This window comes from Streptomyces sp. NPDC017448, from assembly GCF_044330565.1.
Taxonomy (GTDB): Bacteria; Actinomycetota; Actinomycetes; order Streptomycetales; family Streptomycetaceae; genus Streptomyces.
The window spans coordinates 33,456-50,660 of record NZ_JBIRLM010000007.1; the positions used below are offsets into that span (position 1 = coordinate 33,456).

Consider the following 17,205-nt stretch of genomic DNA (forward strand, 5'->3'; position numbering starts at 1 on the left):
TAGCACCCCTCCAGGGGTGTTCGTCTGGAGGATGCTGATGGAGCGCCGCATCGTGCAGTACCGCCCCAACAACGCGCCGCCTGCCTGGGAGCGTGTCGCCGACGAGGTGCGCGCCACGATCTCCCGCGCCGCACCACTGACCAGCCACCGTGCCCGAGACCTCCTCACCGCCTTGACCCGGCTCGCCGTCTTCGCCGATCATCAGGGCCTTCCGGCAGACGCCCGGCGCTGGCTGGACCCCGAAATGGTCGAGCACTTCACCACGGCAGGCTGTACCGACGTGAAGAAGTCCTGCCGCGCGAACTACCGGGCCTGCCTCACCGCTATCCGCGTCGCCGTCTACGGGCCTGACCTTCCCGGCGGCCGCCCTGTCCCGCTCTCCGCTTCCGACCCTTCCGAGCCGTATACAGGCACCCAGGGGGCGGACCTGTGGGCCTGGTCGGGTGGCCAGTCCACCGAGGAACTACGCCAGGGCCTGCGTCTGCTGCTGGCCCTCGGACTGGGCTGCGGCCTCGACACCTCCGAGGTGATCCCACTGCGCGGTCCCGACGTCCGCGTGATGGACGACGGGTCCTGCGTCCTGGCCATCCGGGGGAAGCGCACCCGTCTGATCGTCTGCGCGAGGCCCTACGAGCGCACGCTCACGGAAGCCTCCCAGCGTGCCGGGACCAGCTTCCTCTTCCGCCCCAACAGCTTCGCCCGCGGAAGCAATACCGTCACAGACCTCGTCTACCGCGCATCCCGTGACCCTCGCGTACCCCGCCTGGTCATGGGTCGCTGCCGCGCGACCTGGCTTGTCGAGCGCATGAACGTGCCCATCAAACTGCCAGTGCTGCTGGCCGCCGCGGGTCTCGACTCGCTGCACGCCCTCTCCCGCCTCCTGCCCTACCTCCAGGGCGTCGCAGCGGACGAGGCCCGCACCATCCTCAGGGAGACGCCGTGAGTATCGACTTCAACGCCCCCGAAGCCCACTCGTGTGCCGCGGGATTCTCTTCCGCGTGGTTCGCCCAGCTGCGGGACCGGCGGCAGCCGGTCAAAGCCAGCGAGCTGGTCCACGCTCGCCGCTTCATTGACCGATCCGGTGTGGCACCGCTCCTCAATGACGCTCTGCGCCAGACCCGCAAGTCCAACGCCGGCCGCGTCCGCACCGTGACCCCGTACGCCCTCTTCGTAGGAATGACTCTGGCCGCTTTCCGCAACCACGGCCGTGTCGTCCTCGCCGAGGTCATCGACCTTCTTGCGTACCAACTCACCCCCACCGCGCGCGCTCAACTCTCACTTCCGGTCTGGCCCGACACTGCCGCCGGATTCGAGGCCGCATACCAGGCGGCGCGCCGCGTCTTCCACGCATGCGAATCCGTGATGGATCCGTCGGCCCTACCCAAGCGACGCCTGCCGCGCGCCGAAGCGCTGCGCCTGGAACAGGAAGCAGACCACGAACAGCTGGCCGTCCGAGGCCAGTTGCTCGTCGAGGTCACCAACCGAATCGTCGAAGCCTCACTCACCCCCGCCCGGCGGATGATCGAGGAGCGATGGGACGGCTCGGTTGCCGTGGATGCCACCCCGATCCGCACATTCTCACGTGGCGTCAGCACCACAGACGCACTCACCTCCACCGACCCCGACGCCGCGTTCTACGTTCGAGAAGGCGACCACCGGGACCCCTCCGACACCCCCAAGGGCAGCGAAAAGGCAAAAAGGGCCAAGAAGGCCAAACGTGTCCTATACGGCTACGAAGCCACCCTGGTCGTCACAGGCGCCACCTCCGACACCCCGCGGGGCGGAATGCCCCTACCGGCTCAAGCGGACGAGCATCGACTTCCCGCACTCACCCTCGCGTTCACCGTCCACAAACCCGGACACGACCCTGCGGGTAACGCCGTCACCGCCCTGCGTAACGTCCGCCGCCGCGGCTACACGGCAGGCTGGCTCGCCGCCGACCGCGCTTACAACGCGGCCGTGCCCGAAACCTTCCACATTCCCGTCCGCGACCTCGGCTACCGGCCCATCTGGGACTACCGCATCGACCAGCTCGGCATCCAGGAGTCCCATGCTGGCGCTCTACTCGTCGACGGCACCTGGTACTGCCCCAGCCTGCCCGAACCACTGCTCACCACCACTGCCGACATCCTGAACAAGAAGATCGACAAAGCCACCTGGCATGCCCGTATTCACGCACGCGCCGCCTATCGGCTGCGGCCCAAGGCGGCTCCCGACCCCCGCGGGGCCCGCCGGATGCTCTGCCCCGCCGCAGGCACCCATCCCACTGTCGCCTGCCACCTCAAATCCCGCAGCCTCGGTAAGGGCCACCACCTGCCCGTCGTCGACATCACACCCACCCCGGCCGGCCCACCCGCGATCTGCCGCAAGGAGTCACTCACTTTCGCCCGCGACGTCGGCATCCGCTACTGGCAGGAACTCGACCACGGCCTCGCCCCCTGGGTCCACCACTACTTCCGGTTGCGTAACCGCGTCGAACACTTCAATGGCTATGCCAAGGACCAGGAAGCCATCGAGCGCAGTCGCACCCGCCGCATCCGCGGCATCGCCGCCCAGTCTCTCCTTCTCGCCTTCCAGATCGCCCACGCCAACCACCGCAAACTCACAGCCTGGCTCAGCACCCTTCCCACCGAGGCCCAGCCCGCCCGCCGCCGTCCCTCCAACCGCCACAAGCCCAAGAACCCACGCGACTGGACCCCCAAGGGTTACCTCCCCGCCCTCAGCCCCGAAAGCTGATCCACCCCACCCCCCGAGCCCCACCTGACCAGCAGAAACAGATTTGGCCCCCTGCGAACCGCAGGGGGCCAAATCACGTCTATGCACAACAACAGAGCCGGTCAGAGCGACATTGCGTCGCTTTGACCGGCTCCATTTGGTCGGTTGACCCTGGTGTCCGAGGGGGGACTTGAACCCCCACGCCCGATAAAGGGCACTAGCACCTCAAGCTAGCGCGTCTGCCATTCCGCCACCCGGACAAGGTGTCTGTCTCGCGGGCCGTGCCCGTTCCGACGTGGAAAACCATAGCAAACATTCGAGGGTGCTCGATCCCGCCCCGGCGGCTGTGAACGGTGCGTGACGGGGGGTGTGCGGCCTTGGGCGTACGCCGCGGGCGCGGGAGGATGAGGAGGAGCACCGCAGCGACAGTGGAGGGAACCAGCGTGAGCGAGAGCAGCACGGGCCGGACCGCGACCGGCGGCAGCGCCGAGCAGGAGGTCGTCGACCTCTGTCGCGACCTGATCCGGATCGACACCAGCAACTACGGCGACCACTCGGGGCCCGGCGAGCGGCTCGCGGCCGAGTACGTGGCGGAGAAGCTCGCGGAGGTCGGGCTGGAGCCGCAGATCTTCGAGTCGCACAAGGGCCGGGCCTCCACCGTCGCCCGGATCGAGGGCGAGGACCCCTCCCGTCCGGCGCTCCTCATCCACGGGCACACCGACGTCGTCCCGGCCAACGCCGCCGACTGGACGCACGACCCGTTCTCCGGGGAGATCGCGGACGGCTGCGTCTGGGGCCGGGGCGCGGTCGACATGAAGGACATGGACGCGATGACCCTCGCGGTCGTCCGGGAGAGGATGCGCACCGGCCGCAAGCCCCCGCGCGACATCGTGCTCGCCTTCCTCGCGGACGAGGAGGCGGGCGGCACGTACGGGGCCCGCTACCTCGTGGACCACCACCCCGGCCTCTTCGAGGGCGTCACCGAGGCGATCAGCGAGGTGGGCGGGTTCTCCTTCACCGTCAACGAGAACCTGCGGCTCTACCTGGTGGAGACGGCCCAGAAGGGCATGCACTGGATGAAGCTGACCGTGGACGGCACCGCCGGGCACGGCTCCATGATCCACAAGGACAACGCCATCACGGAGCTGTCCGAGGCGGTCGGACGGCTGGGCCGGCACAAGTTCCCGGTGCGGGTCACCAAGACGCTGCGGCACTTCCTGGACGAGCTCTCGGACGCGCTGGGCACCGAGCTGGACCCGGAGAACATGGACGAGACGCTCGCCAAGCTGGGCGGCATCGCCAAGCTCATCGGCGCCTCCCTCCAGAACACCGCCAACCCCACCCAGCTGGGGGCCGGCTACAAGGTCAACGTCATCCCGGGTCAGGCGACCGCCCACGTGGACGGCCGGTTCCTGCCGGGGTACGAGGAGGAGTTCCTGGCCGACCTGGACCGCATCCTCGGCCCCCGTGTCCGGCGCGAGGACGTGCACGCGGACAAGGCCCTGGAGACCACGTTCGACGGCGCCCTGGTCGACGCCATGCAGACCGCGCTGGTGGCCGAGGACCCGATCGCCCGTGCCGTGCCGTACATGCTCTCGGCGGGCACCGACGCCAAGTCCTTCGACGACCTGGGCATCCGGGGCTTCGGCTTCGCCCCGCTGAAGCTGCCGCCGGAGCTGGACTTCGCCGGGATGTTCCACGGAGTGGACGAGCGGGTTCCGGTCGACGGTCTGCAGTTCGGCGTGCGGGTGCTCGACCGGTTCATCGACCATTCCTGACCGTCATGACCGCCCGACAGCCGATTCGCCACGCGATTCGTCCACCTGTGCGGGGATGTCCGAACGAGTGAAACGAGCCGTTCACACGTAGCTCCGCCACCCCCTCCTCGTTACACGGTGTGCGGTCCGCGGCTGGGACCGCGCTTTCCAACTAGGAGGAATCATGATCAAGAAGGTCGTCGCAGTTGCGGCTGCCACCGGTGGCCTCGTTCTCGCGGGTGCGGGAATGGCTTCCGCCGACGCGGGCGCCCAGGGTGCCGCCATCGGCAGCCCCGGCGTGCTCTCCGGCAACGTCGTCCAGGTTCCGGTCCACGTGCCGATCAACCTGTGCGGCAACACGGTCTCCGTGATCGGTCTGCTGAACCCCGCCTTCGGCAACACCTGCGTCAACGCCTGACGTTGAACGTCGACCCGTAAGGGTTTGAGCTCGACCGGTCCCGGAGTGCACCCCATGCACTCCGGGACTGTTCGGCATTCGGCTCCCGCACGGTCATGTCCGGGGGTTTTTCGGAAGCCAGAAGGCAGGAAACGAACCTATGCGACAGGTCACTCGTAAAGGCCTGATCACCATGGCGGCTGCGGGCGGAGTGCTCGCACTCAGTGGCGGATACGCCCACGCCGACTCCGGAGCGGGCGCCACGGCCGCCGGCTCCCCGGGCGTACTGTCCGGCAACTCGATCCAGGTCCCGATCGAGATCCCGGTCAACGTCTGCGGCAACTCCGTCAGCGTCGGCGGACTGCTCAACCCCGCCGGCGGAAACGACTGCGGAAACGGATCAGCGGCATCCGACCGCGCCGGGGACCGCTCGGCCGCCCCGGAGACCCGCACGGCCCCCGGCGGCTCCGGCAACGGCGCCCAGGCCGGCGACACCACCGCGTCGGACCGGCACACCGAGCCCGGCACCGGACGCCACCGCGCCCCGGGCAGCGGCGGCGCCACGGCCGAAGGGGTCGCCCAGGGCTCGCCCGGCATCCTCTCCGGCAACTCGATCCAGGCGCCGATCCACATCCCGGTCAACGTCTGCGGCAACTCCGTCAGCGTCGTCGGACTGCTCAACCCCGCCTTCGGCAACAGCTGCACCAACGACTCCGAGGTTCCGCCCCCGCCGCCCGAGCAGCCGGAGAAGCCCCCGGTCACCCCGGAGAAGCCGGTCGACCCGCCGGCCAACCAGCCGCCCGAGCCGAACACCCCCGAGCCCCACTTCCCCGAGGAGCAGCTCGCGCAGACCGGTGGGGACGGGCTCGACGTGCTCATCCCGGCCGCCGCCGGCCTGCTGCTCGCCGGAGCGGGGTCGGTGCTCTACCGCCGCACGCGCGGCGCCGCCTGACCCGGCGCACACGGCACGGCAGAGCCGAGACGTGAAGAGCGGGCCCCGCGTTCGCGGGGCCCGCTCCATGTCACCAGGTGGCCCGCAGCTGACGGATGATCCGTCTGCGCAGCCGCACCCTGCGGCTGCCGTCCCTGCGGAGCGTCAGGCGGTCCAGCTCCCAGTGCCCGTACTCGGCGTGGTCGGTCAGAAGTCGGGCCGCTTCCTTGCGGGAGACCCCGCGCGGCACGTACACGTCGACGAATTCGTATTCCGGCATCGCATCTATTGTGCGGGCAGAGCCCCGGTACGGATAGCGTCTGCACTATGTCTGATGCTGCGCAGCCCACCGCTGCCGAGGTACGTGCCGCCGCCGAAGCGGTCAAAACCGCGATCGACCGTCACCTCGACGCGGTCGAACGCCGCACCGGGGACGACGACCCCGCCGTCTACGACGCGTTCAACGCCCTGGCCGCTGCCTCCGAGGTCTACGACGAACTCCTCTACGACCGCTACGACGAAGTCACTCCCTTCGAGATCCCCGGTGCCGACGACACCCTGCCCCCCTACGCCGGTCCCGCCGAGCCCAGTGCGCTCAGCGTCCTGATCCGGCGCGACTACGTGGTCGCGGAGCCCCCGCGCCTCCTCGCACAGGCCCAGCGCCTCGCCGACCTCGACGCGGGGCCCGGGGGCCGGCCGGACACGGCCCCGGTGGTTGGAACCAGCGTCCACGCCGCGCTCGGCGTGCTCTTCGGCGAGTACGAACCGGACGAGATCGCCTCCCGGCACAAGGAGTTCGGCCTGGAGGAGGGCGACTCCACGCTCTGGGTCTCGGCCGCGGACGCCCCGCCGGAGCCGGGGGAGTGGCTGGGGGCCCCGTTCGAGGACGCCGACCCCGAACTGGTCGTCTGCCGCTTCGACGTCAGCGCGGTCTTCGACGAGGAGGACGAGCCCGACGAGGACTTCACCGGCCCCGCCGGGGGCGGCCGCTGATCCCCACCGGAGGTGACGGCGGGGGCCGGTGCGCCACGCACCGGCCCCCGCCGCTGTCCGGGCCGGCCGCCGCCGGCCCCGGTCATCCGCTCAGGGACGCCGCGTCGGGCGTCGGAAGCGCCTCCAGCAGCCGGCGCAGCCGGGTCGTCCGCTCCTGGGCCGGGACCTCCGCCACCGCGTGCGGGAGCGCCCGGTCGGCCCCGTGGACCACCGACAGATGCCGCTCGCCCCGGCTGAACGCCGTGTACACCCACGGCCGGCTCAGCCCCTGCGCCGCGTCGCCCGGCAGCACGACGACCGCGGCGGGCCAGCGCATCCCGGCCGCCTGATGGGCGCTGAGGGCCCAGCCGTGCCGCACCGACGACTCCACCCGCCCCTGCGGTACGACGACGGGGAGGCCCCCGCACTCCAGGTGCAGGCCCTCCGCGTCGGCCGAGCGCACCACCCCGGGGACCGCCCGCCCGGGCGCGGGCACATGGACCACGCGGTCGCCCGGGTCGAACCCGCCGAACCGGCCGGGGCCCGGGTTGAGCCGCCGCTTGAGCGCCTCGTTCAGCACCCTGGTCCCGGCGGCCCCGCCGTGGCCCACGGTGATCACCTGGGTCTCCTCGGCGGGGATGGAGAACGCCCGGGGCACCGAGTCCGCGACCAGCTGCACGGTGCGGTGGACCGCCTCGCCCGCGTCGCGGACCGGGACGATCACCACCTCCTTGCCCGGGGCGTCGACCTGGTTCAGCTCACCGATGCCGATGCCCGAGACCAGTTCGCCGATCGGCCCGGGGTCCGGGGTACGGGAGACGACCTGAGGACAGGCACGGGCGGCCAGCACATCGGCGAAGACCCGCCCGGCCCCCGCCGAGCCCAGCACGCCGGGGTCGCCGCTCAGCACCAGCCGGGCCCCGTCCGCCAGCGCCTCGACCAGGACCGCCGCGCCTTCCACGTCCAGTTGCGGGGCGTCCAGCACGACCAGCAGGTCCAGGGCGAGCGCCCCGTCCTCGTCGCGGCCGGGGCCCTGCGCGCCGGAGAGCAGACCGGCCAGGGTGACCGCCGTGTCCGGGTCGCCGGTGGCCGCCGCGAGGCGTCGGCGGCCGTCCTCGCTGTGGGCCGCGCCCAAGGCCCGCAGCCCCAGACCGCGCGCCGCCGCGATCAGCGCGGCGGGCTCGGCCCGCGCCGCCTCACCGCCGCTGTGCGCGACCAGTCCGGCCGACGCGACCGTACGGATCAGCTCGGCGGCCGAGGGGCTCGGGGCGGCCGCGGCCGCCTCCGTCCAGTCGGCGGCCTTCTCGCAGGTGTTGACGAGCCGGGCCAGGCCGTCCGCGAGGCTCTCCTCGGCCAGGGCGTAGCGGTCCAGGCCCAACAGCACCCGGGCCGGCTCCGCGGCCGCGTCGGCACCCTCGGCGGGGCCCGCCTCGTGCGCTCCGTCCTCGTCCGCCCCGGTCCCGTCCGCTTCGGCCTCGTCCGCCTCCGGGTCACCGCCCTCCCGGAAGAGCAGGGCGACGCCTTCCTCGACGGCGTTCAGCACGGCCGCCTCCGGGTCGCGGACCGCGTGCTCGGCGAGCGCCGCCCGTACGGCGCCGGCGTCCAGCGCGGTGTGGCCCTGGAGGGCGGCTCGCTCCAGCAGCCAGCCGACCAGGGCCGCCGTCCGGCGCTCGTCGTCCGGGCCGCACTCCGCGCCCAGCAGGGCCCGTGCGAACCCGTCGGCCTGCTCCGGCCGCACGCCGGGCACGGCCAGCAGGTGCCAGGGATCGGTGCGCAGCAGCTCGGCCGCCTGTTCGCCCAGGGCGCCGACGGCCGGGCGGGCCAGCGCCTCGGGGGCCCCGCCCTCCGCCAGCACCGCGCGCACCGCGTCCAGGGCCTCCGGCGGGACGGCCTGCGCCGCGGGAGCGGCCTCGGGCACGGCGGGCCGGGGCGGCTGGGCCGGGTCGGGGCGCTGGGAGGCCGCGGGAGCGGGGGCCGGGGCGGGACGGGCGAAGAACGCGGTCCCCGCCTTCTCGCCGCTCTCCACCGCCCGGACGGCCGCGAGCAGATCGGCGGCCGTACCGCTCAGGCCTCCGCCCGCGGAGATGGGCGCGGCCTTCTCCGCCTTGCGCTTCTCGATCCGCTCCCGCAGCTCGCGCTGGGCGGCCAGCTCGGCCTGCGCCTCCGAGAGCTCGGAGGCGGGCGCGGCGTCGGATGAGCCGGCTCCGGGGGCGGCGTCGGGCGGACCGGCTCCGGGCGTCGCGTCGGAGGCGTCGGCTTCGGGCGCCGCCTCCGCGCCGCCGTCCCCGGTCGCGCTCTCGTCCGTGCCGGGCTCCCCCTCCTCGGCGGCGGGAGGAGCCGCGGGGCCGCCGTCCGAGGGCGTCGCGTCCTCGGCGCCGTCCCCGGGCGCGGGGGCGGCGGCCGACGCGTCCTCGGCCGTCGCGTCGTCCGTGCCGGGGGTCTCCCCGGGAAGCGCAGTCACAGGGTGCTCCAGTCCTGGTCGGGATAGCGGTGCACGGGCGCCGACACATCGTCGAGCGCCCGGCGGATCTCGTAGGGAAGACTAAGCGCCTCCACCGACAAAGCCTCCGTGAGCTGCGCGGCGTTGCGCGCGCCGACGATCGGGGCGGTCACGCCGGGCCGGTCCCGGACCCAGGCGAGCGCCACCTGGAGCGGGCTCGTCGCCAGGCCGTCCGCCGCCGTCGCCACCGCCTCGACGACCCGGGTCGCCGCCTCGTCGAGATACGGCTCGACCAACGGGGCGAGCCGGGTCGAGGCGCCCCGCGAGTCGGACGGGGTGCCCCGGCGGTACTTGCCGGTCAGCACGCCGCGCCCCAGCGGCGAGGACGGCAGCAGCCCGAGCCCCAGGTCCAGCGCGGCGGGCAGGACCTCGCGCTCGATGCCCCGCTGGAGCAGCGAGTACTCCATCTGCGTGCTGGCCAGCCGGGTGCGCGCACCGGGCACGGCGAGCTGCCAGGTCGCGGCCTTCGCCAGCTGCCACCCGCAGAAGTTCGACACGCCCGCGTACCGGACCCGGCCGGAGGAGACGGCCTGGTCCACCGCCTGGAGCGTCTCCTCCAGCGGGGTCGCCGGATCGAAGGCGTGGATCTGCCACAGGTCCACGTAATCCGTACCGAGCCGTTCCAGGGACGCGTCCAGAGCGGCCAGCAGGTGCCCGCGCGAGCCGTTGACGCGGCGGTAGGGGTCGGGGACGTTGCCCGCCTTCGTGGCGATGACCAGGTCCTGGCGGGGCACCAGGGTGTCGAGGAGCCGCCCGAGCAGGAACTCGGCCTCGCCGCCGCCGTAGACGTCGGCGGTGTCCACCAGCGTGCCGCCCGCGTCCCAGAAGGCCTTCAGCTGGTCGGCGGCGACGTGCTCGTCCGTGTCCCGGCTCCAGGTGAGGGTTCCGAGCCCGATCCGGGACACGCGAAGGCCGGTACGGCCGAGATGCCTCTGCTCCATGGAGGCTGAGATTACTGGCCGGGGCCCCGGCGGGCGGAAGCCTGTGGACAAGCCGAGGTCCGCCGGGCCTGCCGCATCGCCGCCGCCCGCGCTAGAGTCCGGAGAAAGGGACGTTACTGATCAGTAAGGGGAGCGGTTATGCGGCTCGGCATCAATCTCGGTTACTGGGGCGCCGGCATGGACGGCGACAACCTCGCCGTCGCGCAGGAGGCCGACCGGCTCGGCTACGACGTCTGCTGGGCGGCCGAGGCGTACGGCTCCGACGCCCCGACCGTGCTGACCTGGGTCGCGGCCCAGACCGAGTCGATCGACGTCGGCTCCGCGATCATGCAGATCCCGGCCCGGCAGCCCACCATGACGGCGATGACCGCCGCGACCCTCGACTCGCTCTCCGGAGGCCGCTTCCGCCTGGGCCTCGGCGTCTCGGGTCCGCAGGTCTCCGAGGGCTGGTACGGCGTGAAGTTCGACAAGCCGCTGGCCCGCACCCGCGAGTACGTGGAGATCGTCCGCAAGGCGATGACCCGTGAGCGCCTGTCGTACGAGGGCGCCCACTGGACCCTCCCGCTCCCCGGCGGTCCGGGCAAGCCGATCAAGCTCACCGTGCACCCCCAGCGCGAGCACATCCCGCTCTACATCGCCGCGATCGGCCCCAAGAACCTGGAGCAGACCGGTGAGATCGCCGACGGCGCCCTGCTGATCTTCCCCTCCGCCGAGCACCTGGAGGAGACCGCGATCCAGCCGTTGCGCGCGGGCCGCGAGAAGGCCGGCAGGACGATGGAGGGTTTCGACGTCAGCCCCACGCTGCCGCTCGCGGTCGGTGACGACGTGACCGGCCTCGCCGACATGTTCCGCCCCTACACCGCGCTGTACGTCGGCGGGATGGGCAGCCGCAAGCAGAACTTCTACAACCAGCTCGCCCAGCGCATGGGGTACGAGAAGGAGGCCGCGGAGATCCAGGACAAGTACCTGGACGGGGACAAGGCCGGGGCCGCCGCCGCCGTGCCGCACCGGCTGATCGACCAGACCGCGCTGCTCGGCCCCGTCGAGCGGATCGCGGAGCGGATGCAGGCGTACGCCGCCGCCGGGGTCACCACGCTGAACCTCGCCCCGGCCGGCTTCACCCTGGACGAGCGGATCACCGCCCTGCGCGCCGGCACGGACGCCCTGGAGCGCTCCGGACTCGCCTGACCCTCCCGGCGCAGCGCTACGGCCGTGGTGGGGGCTCGGGGTTCCTCCCCGCCACGGCCGTCACCGGGAACAACGCGTCGCGCGCCCCGGGGTTACGGCGGGGCGGCGCGCCCCGTGCGGGATCGCTCCGGTTGCCGACCGACCGGACGCGCCTTTGACTCTCTGTGCGGACTACTGCGGGGCGGACCTCGGCTCCGCGGGCGACGGGTACGGAGGCGGCCGACATGCTCTCAGCGCAGACCCTGTTTCAGGAGATCCTGGACAACGACGAGTCCTACCGGCTCTTCTGCTCCATCGCCGCGAGCGGAGAGGCCCAGGGCGGCTGGGAGAACGCCCGGATCGCCGCCCTCGTCCCGGAGAGCGGCCGCGACCTGGCCCCCAAGATCGTCCGGCACGGCGCCGACGAGGACAAGCACGGCCGGATCTTCAACGCCCTGCTGAGGAAGCGCGGGCTGCCGCCGGTCGAGGTCCCGCCGGAGACCGACTACACGATGCTCCTGGAGCAGGAGGGCATCGGCCTCGCCCACTCCCGGCTGCGGGGCGAGGAACGGCTCACCGAGCGCGACGTCATCACCTATCTGGCCCACAGCCGCGTCACCGAGCAGCGGGCCTCCGAGCAGATGCGCCTGCTGCGCCGGTACTTCGCCGACCACCCCGACATCGGGCGGGCGGTGAGGATGATCTCCCACGACGAGGACAACCACCTCGCCTACTGCCATGAGGAACTGCTCCGCCTCGCCCGCGCCGGACACGGCCGGACCATCCAGCGGATCATGCGCGAGTGCGCGCTGGCCGAGATCCGCGTCTACCGCGACGTCAGCCTCGCGGTGATGGCCCACATGGGCCGGGTGCTGGGCTGGTCGCGGCCGAAGGCCGCCGTGCTCGCCGCGGGCATCCACGCGGTGTACGCGTACGAGCGCCTGGGCGGCTGGCGGCGCATGGTGCGGCTGGAGACGCCGCGGCGGCGCGACGCGCTGGGCGCCCCCGCCGCGCCGGAACACGAATACGCCTGAGCCCCGCCGCCCCGCCGCCCCGCCGCCCCGCCCGTCCGGACGCCCGGCGAGCGCGTACGCCCTGAACGCCCCGGGGCTCGCCGGCCCACGGCTCTCTCGGGCACCCGGCGCCCTCAGAGCCAGCCGCGCCGCTTGAACAGCCGGTACAGGCCGACCACGGCCACGCCCATCAGCCCGACCACCACCGGGTAGGTCCACGTCCAGTGCAGCTCCGGCATGTGGTCGAAGTTCATGCCGTAGACCCCCGCCACCATCGTCGGGACGGCGGCCATGGCCGCCCAGGCGGAGATCTTGCGCATGTCGTCGTTCTGCCGCACGCCCATCTGCGCCAGATGCGCCGACAGGATGTCCGAGAGCAGCCGGTCCAACCCCTCCACCTGCTCGTTGGCGCGCGTCAGGTGGTCGGCGACGTCCCGGAAGAACGGCTGCGCGTCCTCGTGGACGAACGGCACGCCCGCCCCCGCCAGGCGCGTCATCGGCCCCGACAGCGGGCCGGCCGCCCGGCGGAACTCCAGCACCTGCCGCTTGAAGGTGTAGATCCGGGCGGCGGTGTTCTTCGAGTCGCCCGAGCCGGACGGCGCGAAGACCTCCGTCTCCAGCTCCTCCAGGTCCACCTGGAGCTCCCCGGCCACGTCCAGGTAGTGGTCCACGACCGCGTCGCTGACCGCGTACAGCACCGCGGTCGGCCCGTGCTTGAGCACCTCGGGCTCGGCCTCCAGGCGGCGGCGCACGGCCGCCAGCGGAGCGCCCTCGCCGTGCCGGACCGTCACCACGAACGCGTCGCCGATGAAGACCATCAGCTCGTCCGCGCTGACCGCGTCGCTCTCCGGCTCGTAGACGACCGGCTTGAGCACCGCGAACAGCGAGTCGTCGTACACCTCCAGCTTGGGCCGCTGGTGCGCCCGCAGCGCGTCCTCCACGGCCAGCGGGTGCAGCCCGAACTCCGCGCTGACCAGGTCGAACTCCGCCTCCGTCGGCTCGTGCAGCCCGATCCACAGGAAGGCGTCGTGCGAGGCCCGCGCCTCGTCCAGGGCATCGGAGAAGTCTTCGGGCCGGTCGGTGCGGCGCCCGTCCCGGTAAATGGCACAGTCCACGATCACGGCGGGCATTCTTCCCCGTGAACCCGCCTCTACGCACCTCCACCGGCCCTCTACGCTGGCGGGTATGCCCACGCTGATCCTCGTACGCCACGGACGCTCCACCGCCAACACCGCCGGAGTGCTCGCGGGCCGCACCCCCGGCGTCAGCCTCGACGAACGCGGCGCCGAACAGGCCGCGGCCCTTCCCGCCCGGCTCTCCGCCCTCTCCCCGGTCCTCGCCGTCAGCAGCCCCCTGGAGCGCTGCCGCCAGACGCTCCAGCCGCTCCTCGACGCCCGCCCGGGGCTGCCCCTGCACATCGAGGAGCGGATCAGCGAGTGCGACTACGGCCACTGGTCGGGACGGAAGCTGGCCGAACTCGCCGACGAGCCCCTGATGTCCGTCGTCCAGCAGCACCCCTCCGCCGCGGCCTTCCCCGGCGGCGAGTCCATGCGCGCGATGCAGGCCCGCGCCGTCGACGCCGTACGCGACTGGAACGCCCGCGTCGAGACCGAGCACGGCGAGGACGCCGCGTACGTCATGTGCTCGCACGGCGACATCATCAAGTCCCTGGTGGCCGACGCGCTGGGCATGCACCTGGACCTCTTCCAGCGCCTCCACGCCGACCCCTGCTCGGTCACCGCGATCCGCTACACCCGGCTGCGGCCCTTCCTCCTGCGGCTCGGCGACACCGGCGACCTGGCCGCCCTGGCCCCGAGCGGGAACCCGGTCGGGGCGGACGCCGCGGCCTCCCCCTCCGGCGACGGCACGGCGGCGGCGACGGTCGGGGGCGGCGCGGGCGCGCCGTGATCGCTCCGGGCAGTAGGGTGGACGCGCCGTAGCGCCGCCCCACCACCATCGAAGCTCAAGGGAGCAGGACGTGTCCCGTCAGGTGTTCCTCTACGATCCCCCGGACCGATTCGTGGCCGGTACGGTCGGGTTGCCTGGCCGTCGTACGTTTTTCCTGCAGGCGTCCGCGCAGGGCCGGGTCACCAGCGTGGCGCTGGAGAAGACCCAGGTCGCCGCGCTCGCCGAGCGGATCGACGAACTGCTCGACGAGGTCGTGCGCCGTACCGGGGGCAGCTCCCCGGTGCCCGCCGTGGCCCCCACCGACGTCACCGACACCGCGCCGCTCGACGTCCCCGTCGAGGAGGAGTTCCGGGTCGGCACCATGGCCCTGGCCTGGGACGGCGAGGAACAGCGCATGATCGTCGAGGCGCAGGCCCTCGTCGAGCTCGACGCGGACACCGAGGACGACCTCGCGGAGGCCGAGGAGAGGCTCCTCCAGGACGAGGAGAACGGCCCGCCGATGCTCCGCGTCCGGCTCAGCGGCGCCCAGGCCCGCGCCTTCGCCAAGCGCGCCCTGGACGTCGTCAACGCCGGCCGCCCGCCGTGCCCCCTGTGCAGCCTGCCGCTCGATCCGGAAGGACACGTATGCCCGCGCCAGAACGGATACCGTCGCGGAGCCTGACCGACCCCGAGCTGCTCACCCTGCTCTCCGAGGGCACGCTCACCGTCCTCGGACAGGTCGGCGGGGCGTCCAACGCGGTGCTGCACTGCACGGTGGCGTACGAGGGCGAGGAGCGCACCTGCGCCTACAAGCCGGTCGCGGGGGAGCAGCCGCTCTGGGACTTCCCCGACGGAACTCTCGCCCAGCGGGAGGTGGCGGCGTACGAGATCTCCCGGGCGACCGGCTGGGACCTGGTGCCGCCGACCGTACTGCGGGAAGGGCCGTACGGGCCGGGAATGTGCCAGCTCTGGATCGACGGCCCCCCGTCCGACGAGGAGGCGCCCTCCTTGCTGGCGCTCGTCGAGGGGGAGGAGCCGGGCGAGGGCTGGAAGGCCGTGGGCCTCGCGGAGGTGGGGGAGGGGAGGACCGCGCTGCTGGTCCACGCCGACGACCCCCGGCTGCGCCGGCTCGCCGTGCTGGACGCGGTCATCAACAACGGCGACCGCAAGGGCGGCCATCTGCTGCCCGGCCCCGGCGGACGGCTCTTCGGCATCGACCACGGCGTCACCTTCAACGCCGACGACAAGTTGCGGACCCTGCTCTGGGGGTGGGCGGGCGAGCCGTTGACCGAGGAAGCCCGCCGGGTGCTGGACCGGCTCGCCGCCGAGCTGGCGCCGGGGACCGCCCTCGCCACCCGGATGGCCGAACTCATCACCGCCGCCGAGTTGGAGGCCCTGCGCGCGCGGGTCGCCGGGCTGGTCGGGAGCGGGACGCATCCGCAGCCGAGCGGGCAGTGGCCGTCCATCCCCTGGCCGCCGGTCTGAGGGCCGCCGGTCCGACGACCGGTGGTGGTCCGCCACGCGCCGGGGGTTCCCGCAAGAGTGCCTCTTCGGACAGGATGACGGATCCGGTTCGTATCCGGAAGCATCGTCCGGTTACGCTCATGGCATGCATGCCTGGCCCGCTTCTGAGGTCCCCGCCCTGCCCGGCAAGGGCCGCGACCTTCGGATCCACGACACCGCGACCGGCGGACGGATCACCCTTGACCCCGGTCCCGTCGCCCGCATCTACGTCTGCGGCATCACGCCGTACGACGCGACCCACATGGGTCATGCGGCGACCTACAACGCGTTCGACCTGGTTCAGCGCGTGTGGCTCGACACCAAGCGGCAGGTCCACTACGTCCAGAACGTGACCGACGTGGACGACCCGCTGCTGGAGCGGGCCGTGCGCGACGGTCAGGACTGGACCGAGCTGGCGGAGCGCGAGACCGCCCTCTTCCGCGAGGACATGACCGCCCTGCGGATGCTGCCCCCGCGGCACTACGTCGGAGCGGTCGAGGCGATACCGGCCATCGTGCCCCTCGTCGAACGCCTCCGGGGCGCGGGCGCCGCCTACGAGCTGGACGGCGACGTCTACTTCTCCGTCGACGCCGACCCGCACTTCGGGGAGGTCGCCGGCCTGGACGCCGAGGCGATGCGGCTGCTCTCCGCCGAGCGCGGCGGCGACCCGGAGCGCCCCGGCAAGAAGAACCCCCTCGACCCGATGCTCTGGATGGCCGCCCGTCCGGGCGAGCCGAGCTGGGACGGGGCCTCCCTGGGCGAGGGCCGCCCCGGCTGGCACATCGAGTGCGTCGCCATCGCGCTCGACCACCTCGGCATGGGCTTCGACATCCAGGGCGGCGGCTCCGACCTCGCCTTCCCGCACCACGAGATGGGCGCCTCGCACGCCCAGGCGCTGACCGGCGAGCACCCGTTCGCCCGGGCGTACGTCCACGCGGGCATGGTCGCCCTGGACGGCGAGAAGATGTCCAAGTCGCGCGGCAACCTGGTCTTCGTCTCGGCGCTGCGCCGCGAGGGCGTGGACCCGGCGGCCATCCGGCTCTCCCTCCTCTCCCGCCACTACCGCTCCGACTGGGAGTGGACCGACCAGGTACTGGCCGACGCCGTCGAGCGCCTCGCGCGCTGGCGGGCCGCCGTCTCTCGCCCCGACGGCCCGTCCGCCGACGCGCTGGTCGAGGAGGTCCGCGAGGCTCTCGCCGACGATCTGGACAGCCCCGCCGCCCTGGCCGCGGTGGACCGCTGGGCCGCGCTCCAGGGCGCGGAGGGCGGTACGGACGAGGGTGCGCCCGGCCTCGTCTCGCGTACGGTCGACGCCCTGCTGGGGGTCGCTCTGTAGCACGGCGAGCGGCCTCCGCCGCCCGATCCGACCACCCGGACCGGCCCTGAACTTCCGCACGAAGTTCGGGCCGGTTCCTTTTTGTC

At 72.7% G+C, this 17,205-nt stretch carries 16 protein-coding genes and 1 tRNA gene; 12 read left to right on the forward strand and 5 right to left on the reverse strand.

The window, feature by feature from the left end:
• Positions 1–16: 16 nt before the first annotated feature.
• Entirely contained in the window at positions 17–943 is a 927-nt protein-coding gene (locus tag ACH4K1_RS13975; protein WP_398089333.1) for a hypothetical protein, read from the forward strand.
• The gene (locus tag ACH4K1_RS13980) at positions 940–2,736 is read left to right on the forward strand and encodes a hypothetical protein (protein ID WP_398089335.1); all 1,797 of its coding nucleotides are present in this window, start codon (positions 940–942) and stop codon (positions 2,734–2,736) included. Before ACH4K1_RS13975 ends, ACH4K1_RS13980 begins: the two co-directional genes overlap by 4 nt.
• 151 nt (positions 2,737–2,887) lie before the next feature.
• Here the strand turns inward: ACH4K1_RS13980 and ACH4K1_RS13985 are convergent.
• Positions 2,888–2,975, reverse strand: a tRNA-Leu gene (locus tag ACH4K1_RS13985).
• A 183-nt stretch (positions 2,976–3,158) separates the two neighbouring features.
• Between ACH4K1_RS13985 and ACH4K1_RS13990 the strand changes: the two genes are divergently transcribed.
• The 3 genes from ACH4K1_RS13990 (at position 3,159) to ACH4K1_RS14000 (ending at position 5,821) form a co-directional block, all read left to right on the forward strand.
• On the forward strand, positions 3,159–4,493 hold the full coding sequence (locus ACH4K1_RS13990) for a M20/M25/M40 family metallo-hydrolase (RefSeq protein ID WP_228991390.1): 1,335 nt from the start codon (positions 3,159–3,161) through the stop codon (positions 4,491–4,493).
• A gap of 163 nt (positions 4,494–4,656) precedes the next feature.
• Entirely contained in the window at positions 4,657–4,890 is a 234-nt protein-coding gene (chpH, locus tag ACH4K1_RS13995) for a chaplin ChpH (protein ID WP_015607544.1), read from the forward strand.
• Between the two features lie 139 nt (positions 4,891–5,029).
• Positions 5,030–5,821: a chaplin gene (locus ACH4K1_RS14000; RefSeq protein WP_398089338.1), complete on the forward strand. Its 792-nt coding sequence runs from the start codon at positions 5,030–5,032 to the stop codon at positions 5,819–5,821.
• 70 nt (positions 5,822–5,891) lie between these two features.
• On the opposite strand, the gene ACH4K1_RS14005 is transcribed toward ACH4K1_RS14000, so the two are convergent.
• The gene (locus ACH4K1_RS14005; protein ID WP_003970138.1) at positions 5,892–6,080 is read right to left on the reverse strand and encodes a DUF5703 family protein; all 189 of its coding nucleotides are present in this window, start codon (positions 6,078–6,080) and stop codon (positions 5,892–5,894) included.
• Between the two features lie 47 nt (positions 6,081–6,127).
• Here ACH4K1_RS14005 and ACH4K1_RS14010 point away from each other — a divergent pair, with 47 nt between their 5' ends.
• Positions 6,128–6,793, forward strand: a complete 666-nt coding sequence (locus ACH4K1_RS14010) for a hypothetical protein (RefSeq protein ID WP_398089339.1) — start codon at positions 6,128–6,130, stop codon at positions 6,791–6,793.
• Between the two features lie 82 nt (positions 6,794–6,875).
• On the opposite strand, the gene ACH4K1_RS14015 is transcribed toward ACH4K1_RS14010, so the two are convergent.
• The gene (locus ACH4K1_RS14015) at positions 6,876–9,233 is read right to left on the reverse strand and encodes a helix-hairpin-helix domain-containing protein (protein WP_398089341.1); all 2,358 of its coding nucleotides are present in this window, start codon (positions 9,231–9,233) and stop codon (positions 6,876–6,878) included.
• Complete coding sequence (locus tag ACH4K1_RS14020) at positions 9,230–10,213, reverse strand: aldo/keto reductase (RefSeq protein ID WP_398089343.1); 984 nt, start codon at positions 10,211–10,213, stop codon at positions 9,230–9,232. Before ACH4K1_RS14020 ends, ACH4K1_RS14015 begins: the two co-directional genes overlap by 4 nt.
• 138 nt (positions 10,214–10,351) lie before the next feature.
• On the opposite strand from ACH4K1_RS14020, the gene ACH4K1_RS14025 reads away from it, so the two are divergent.
• Together ACH4K1_RS14025 and ACH4K1_RS14030 are read left to right on the forward strand one after the other, a co-directional pair.
• A complete protein-coding gene (locus ACH4K1_RS14025; protein ID WP_398089344.1) occupies positions 10,352–11,401 on the forward strand; it encodes an LLM class F420-dependent oxidoreductase in 1,050 nt (349 codons plus the stop codon).
• A 224-nt stretch (positions 11,402–11,625) separates the two neighbouring features.
• A complete protein-coding gene (locus ACH4K1_RS14030) occupies positions 11,626–12,414 on the forward strand; it encodes a ferritin-like domain-containing protein (RefSeq protein ID WP_398089346.1) in 789 nt (262 codons plus the stop codon).
• A gap of 113 nt (positions 12,415–12,527) precedes the next feature.
• On the opposite strand, the gene corA is transcribed toward ACH4K1_RS14030, so the two are convergent.
• Positions 12,528–13,523 carry a magnesium/cobalt transporter CorA gene (gene corA / locus ACH4K1_RS14035; protein ID WP_398089348.1) on the reverse strand — a complete coding sequence of 332 codons (996 nt, stop codon included), beginning with the start codon at positions 13,521–13,523 and terminating at the stop codon, positions 12,528–12,530.
• 55 nt (positions 13,524–13,578) lie between these two features.
• Here corA and ACH4K1_RS14040 point away from each other — a divergent pair, with 55 nt between their 5' ends.
• The 4 genes from ACH4K1_RS14040 to mshC all read left to right on the forward strand — a co-directional run bounded on the left by ACH4K1_RS14040 (position 13,579) and on the right by mshC (position 17,119).
• Positions 13,579–14,301, forward strand: coding sequence for a histidine phosphatase family protein (locus ACH4K1_RS14040; protein ID WP_398089350.1), 723 nt, complete (start codon positions 13,579–13,581; stop codon positions 14,299–14,301).
• Positions 14,302–14,371: 70 nt separating this feature from the next.
• Positions 14,372–14,962, forward strand: coding sequence for a DUF3090 domain-containing protein (locus ACH4K1_RS14045; RefSeq protein WP_398089352.1), 591 nt, complete (start codon positions 14,372–14,374; stop codon positions 14,960–14,962).
• Positions 14,926–15,765 carry an SCO1664 family protein gene (locus ACH4K1_RS14050; RefSeq protein ID WP_398089353.1) on the forward strand — a complete coding sequence of 280 codons (840 nt, stop codon included), beginning with the start codon at positions 14,926–14,928 and terminating at the stop codon, positions 15,763–15,765. The genes ACH4K1_RS14045 and ACH4K1_RS14050 overlap by 37 nt, the downstream gene beginning before the upstream one ends.
• Positions 15,766–15,889: 124 nt before the next feature.
• Positions 15,890–17,119 carry a cysteine--1-D-myo-inosityl 2-amino-2-deoxy-alpha-D-glucopyranoside ligase gene (gene mshC, locus ACH4K1_RS14055; RefSeq protein ID WP_398089355.1) on the forward strand — a complete coding sequence of 410 codons (1,230 nt, stop codon included), beginning with the start codon at positions 15,890–15,892 and terminating at the stop codon, positions 17,117–17,119.
• The last annotated feature ends 86 nt before the right edge of the window (positions 17,120–17,205 follow it).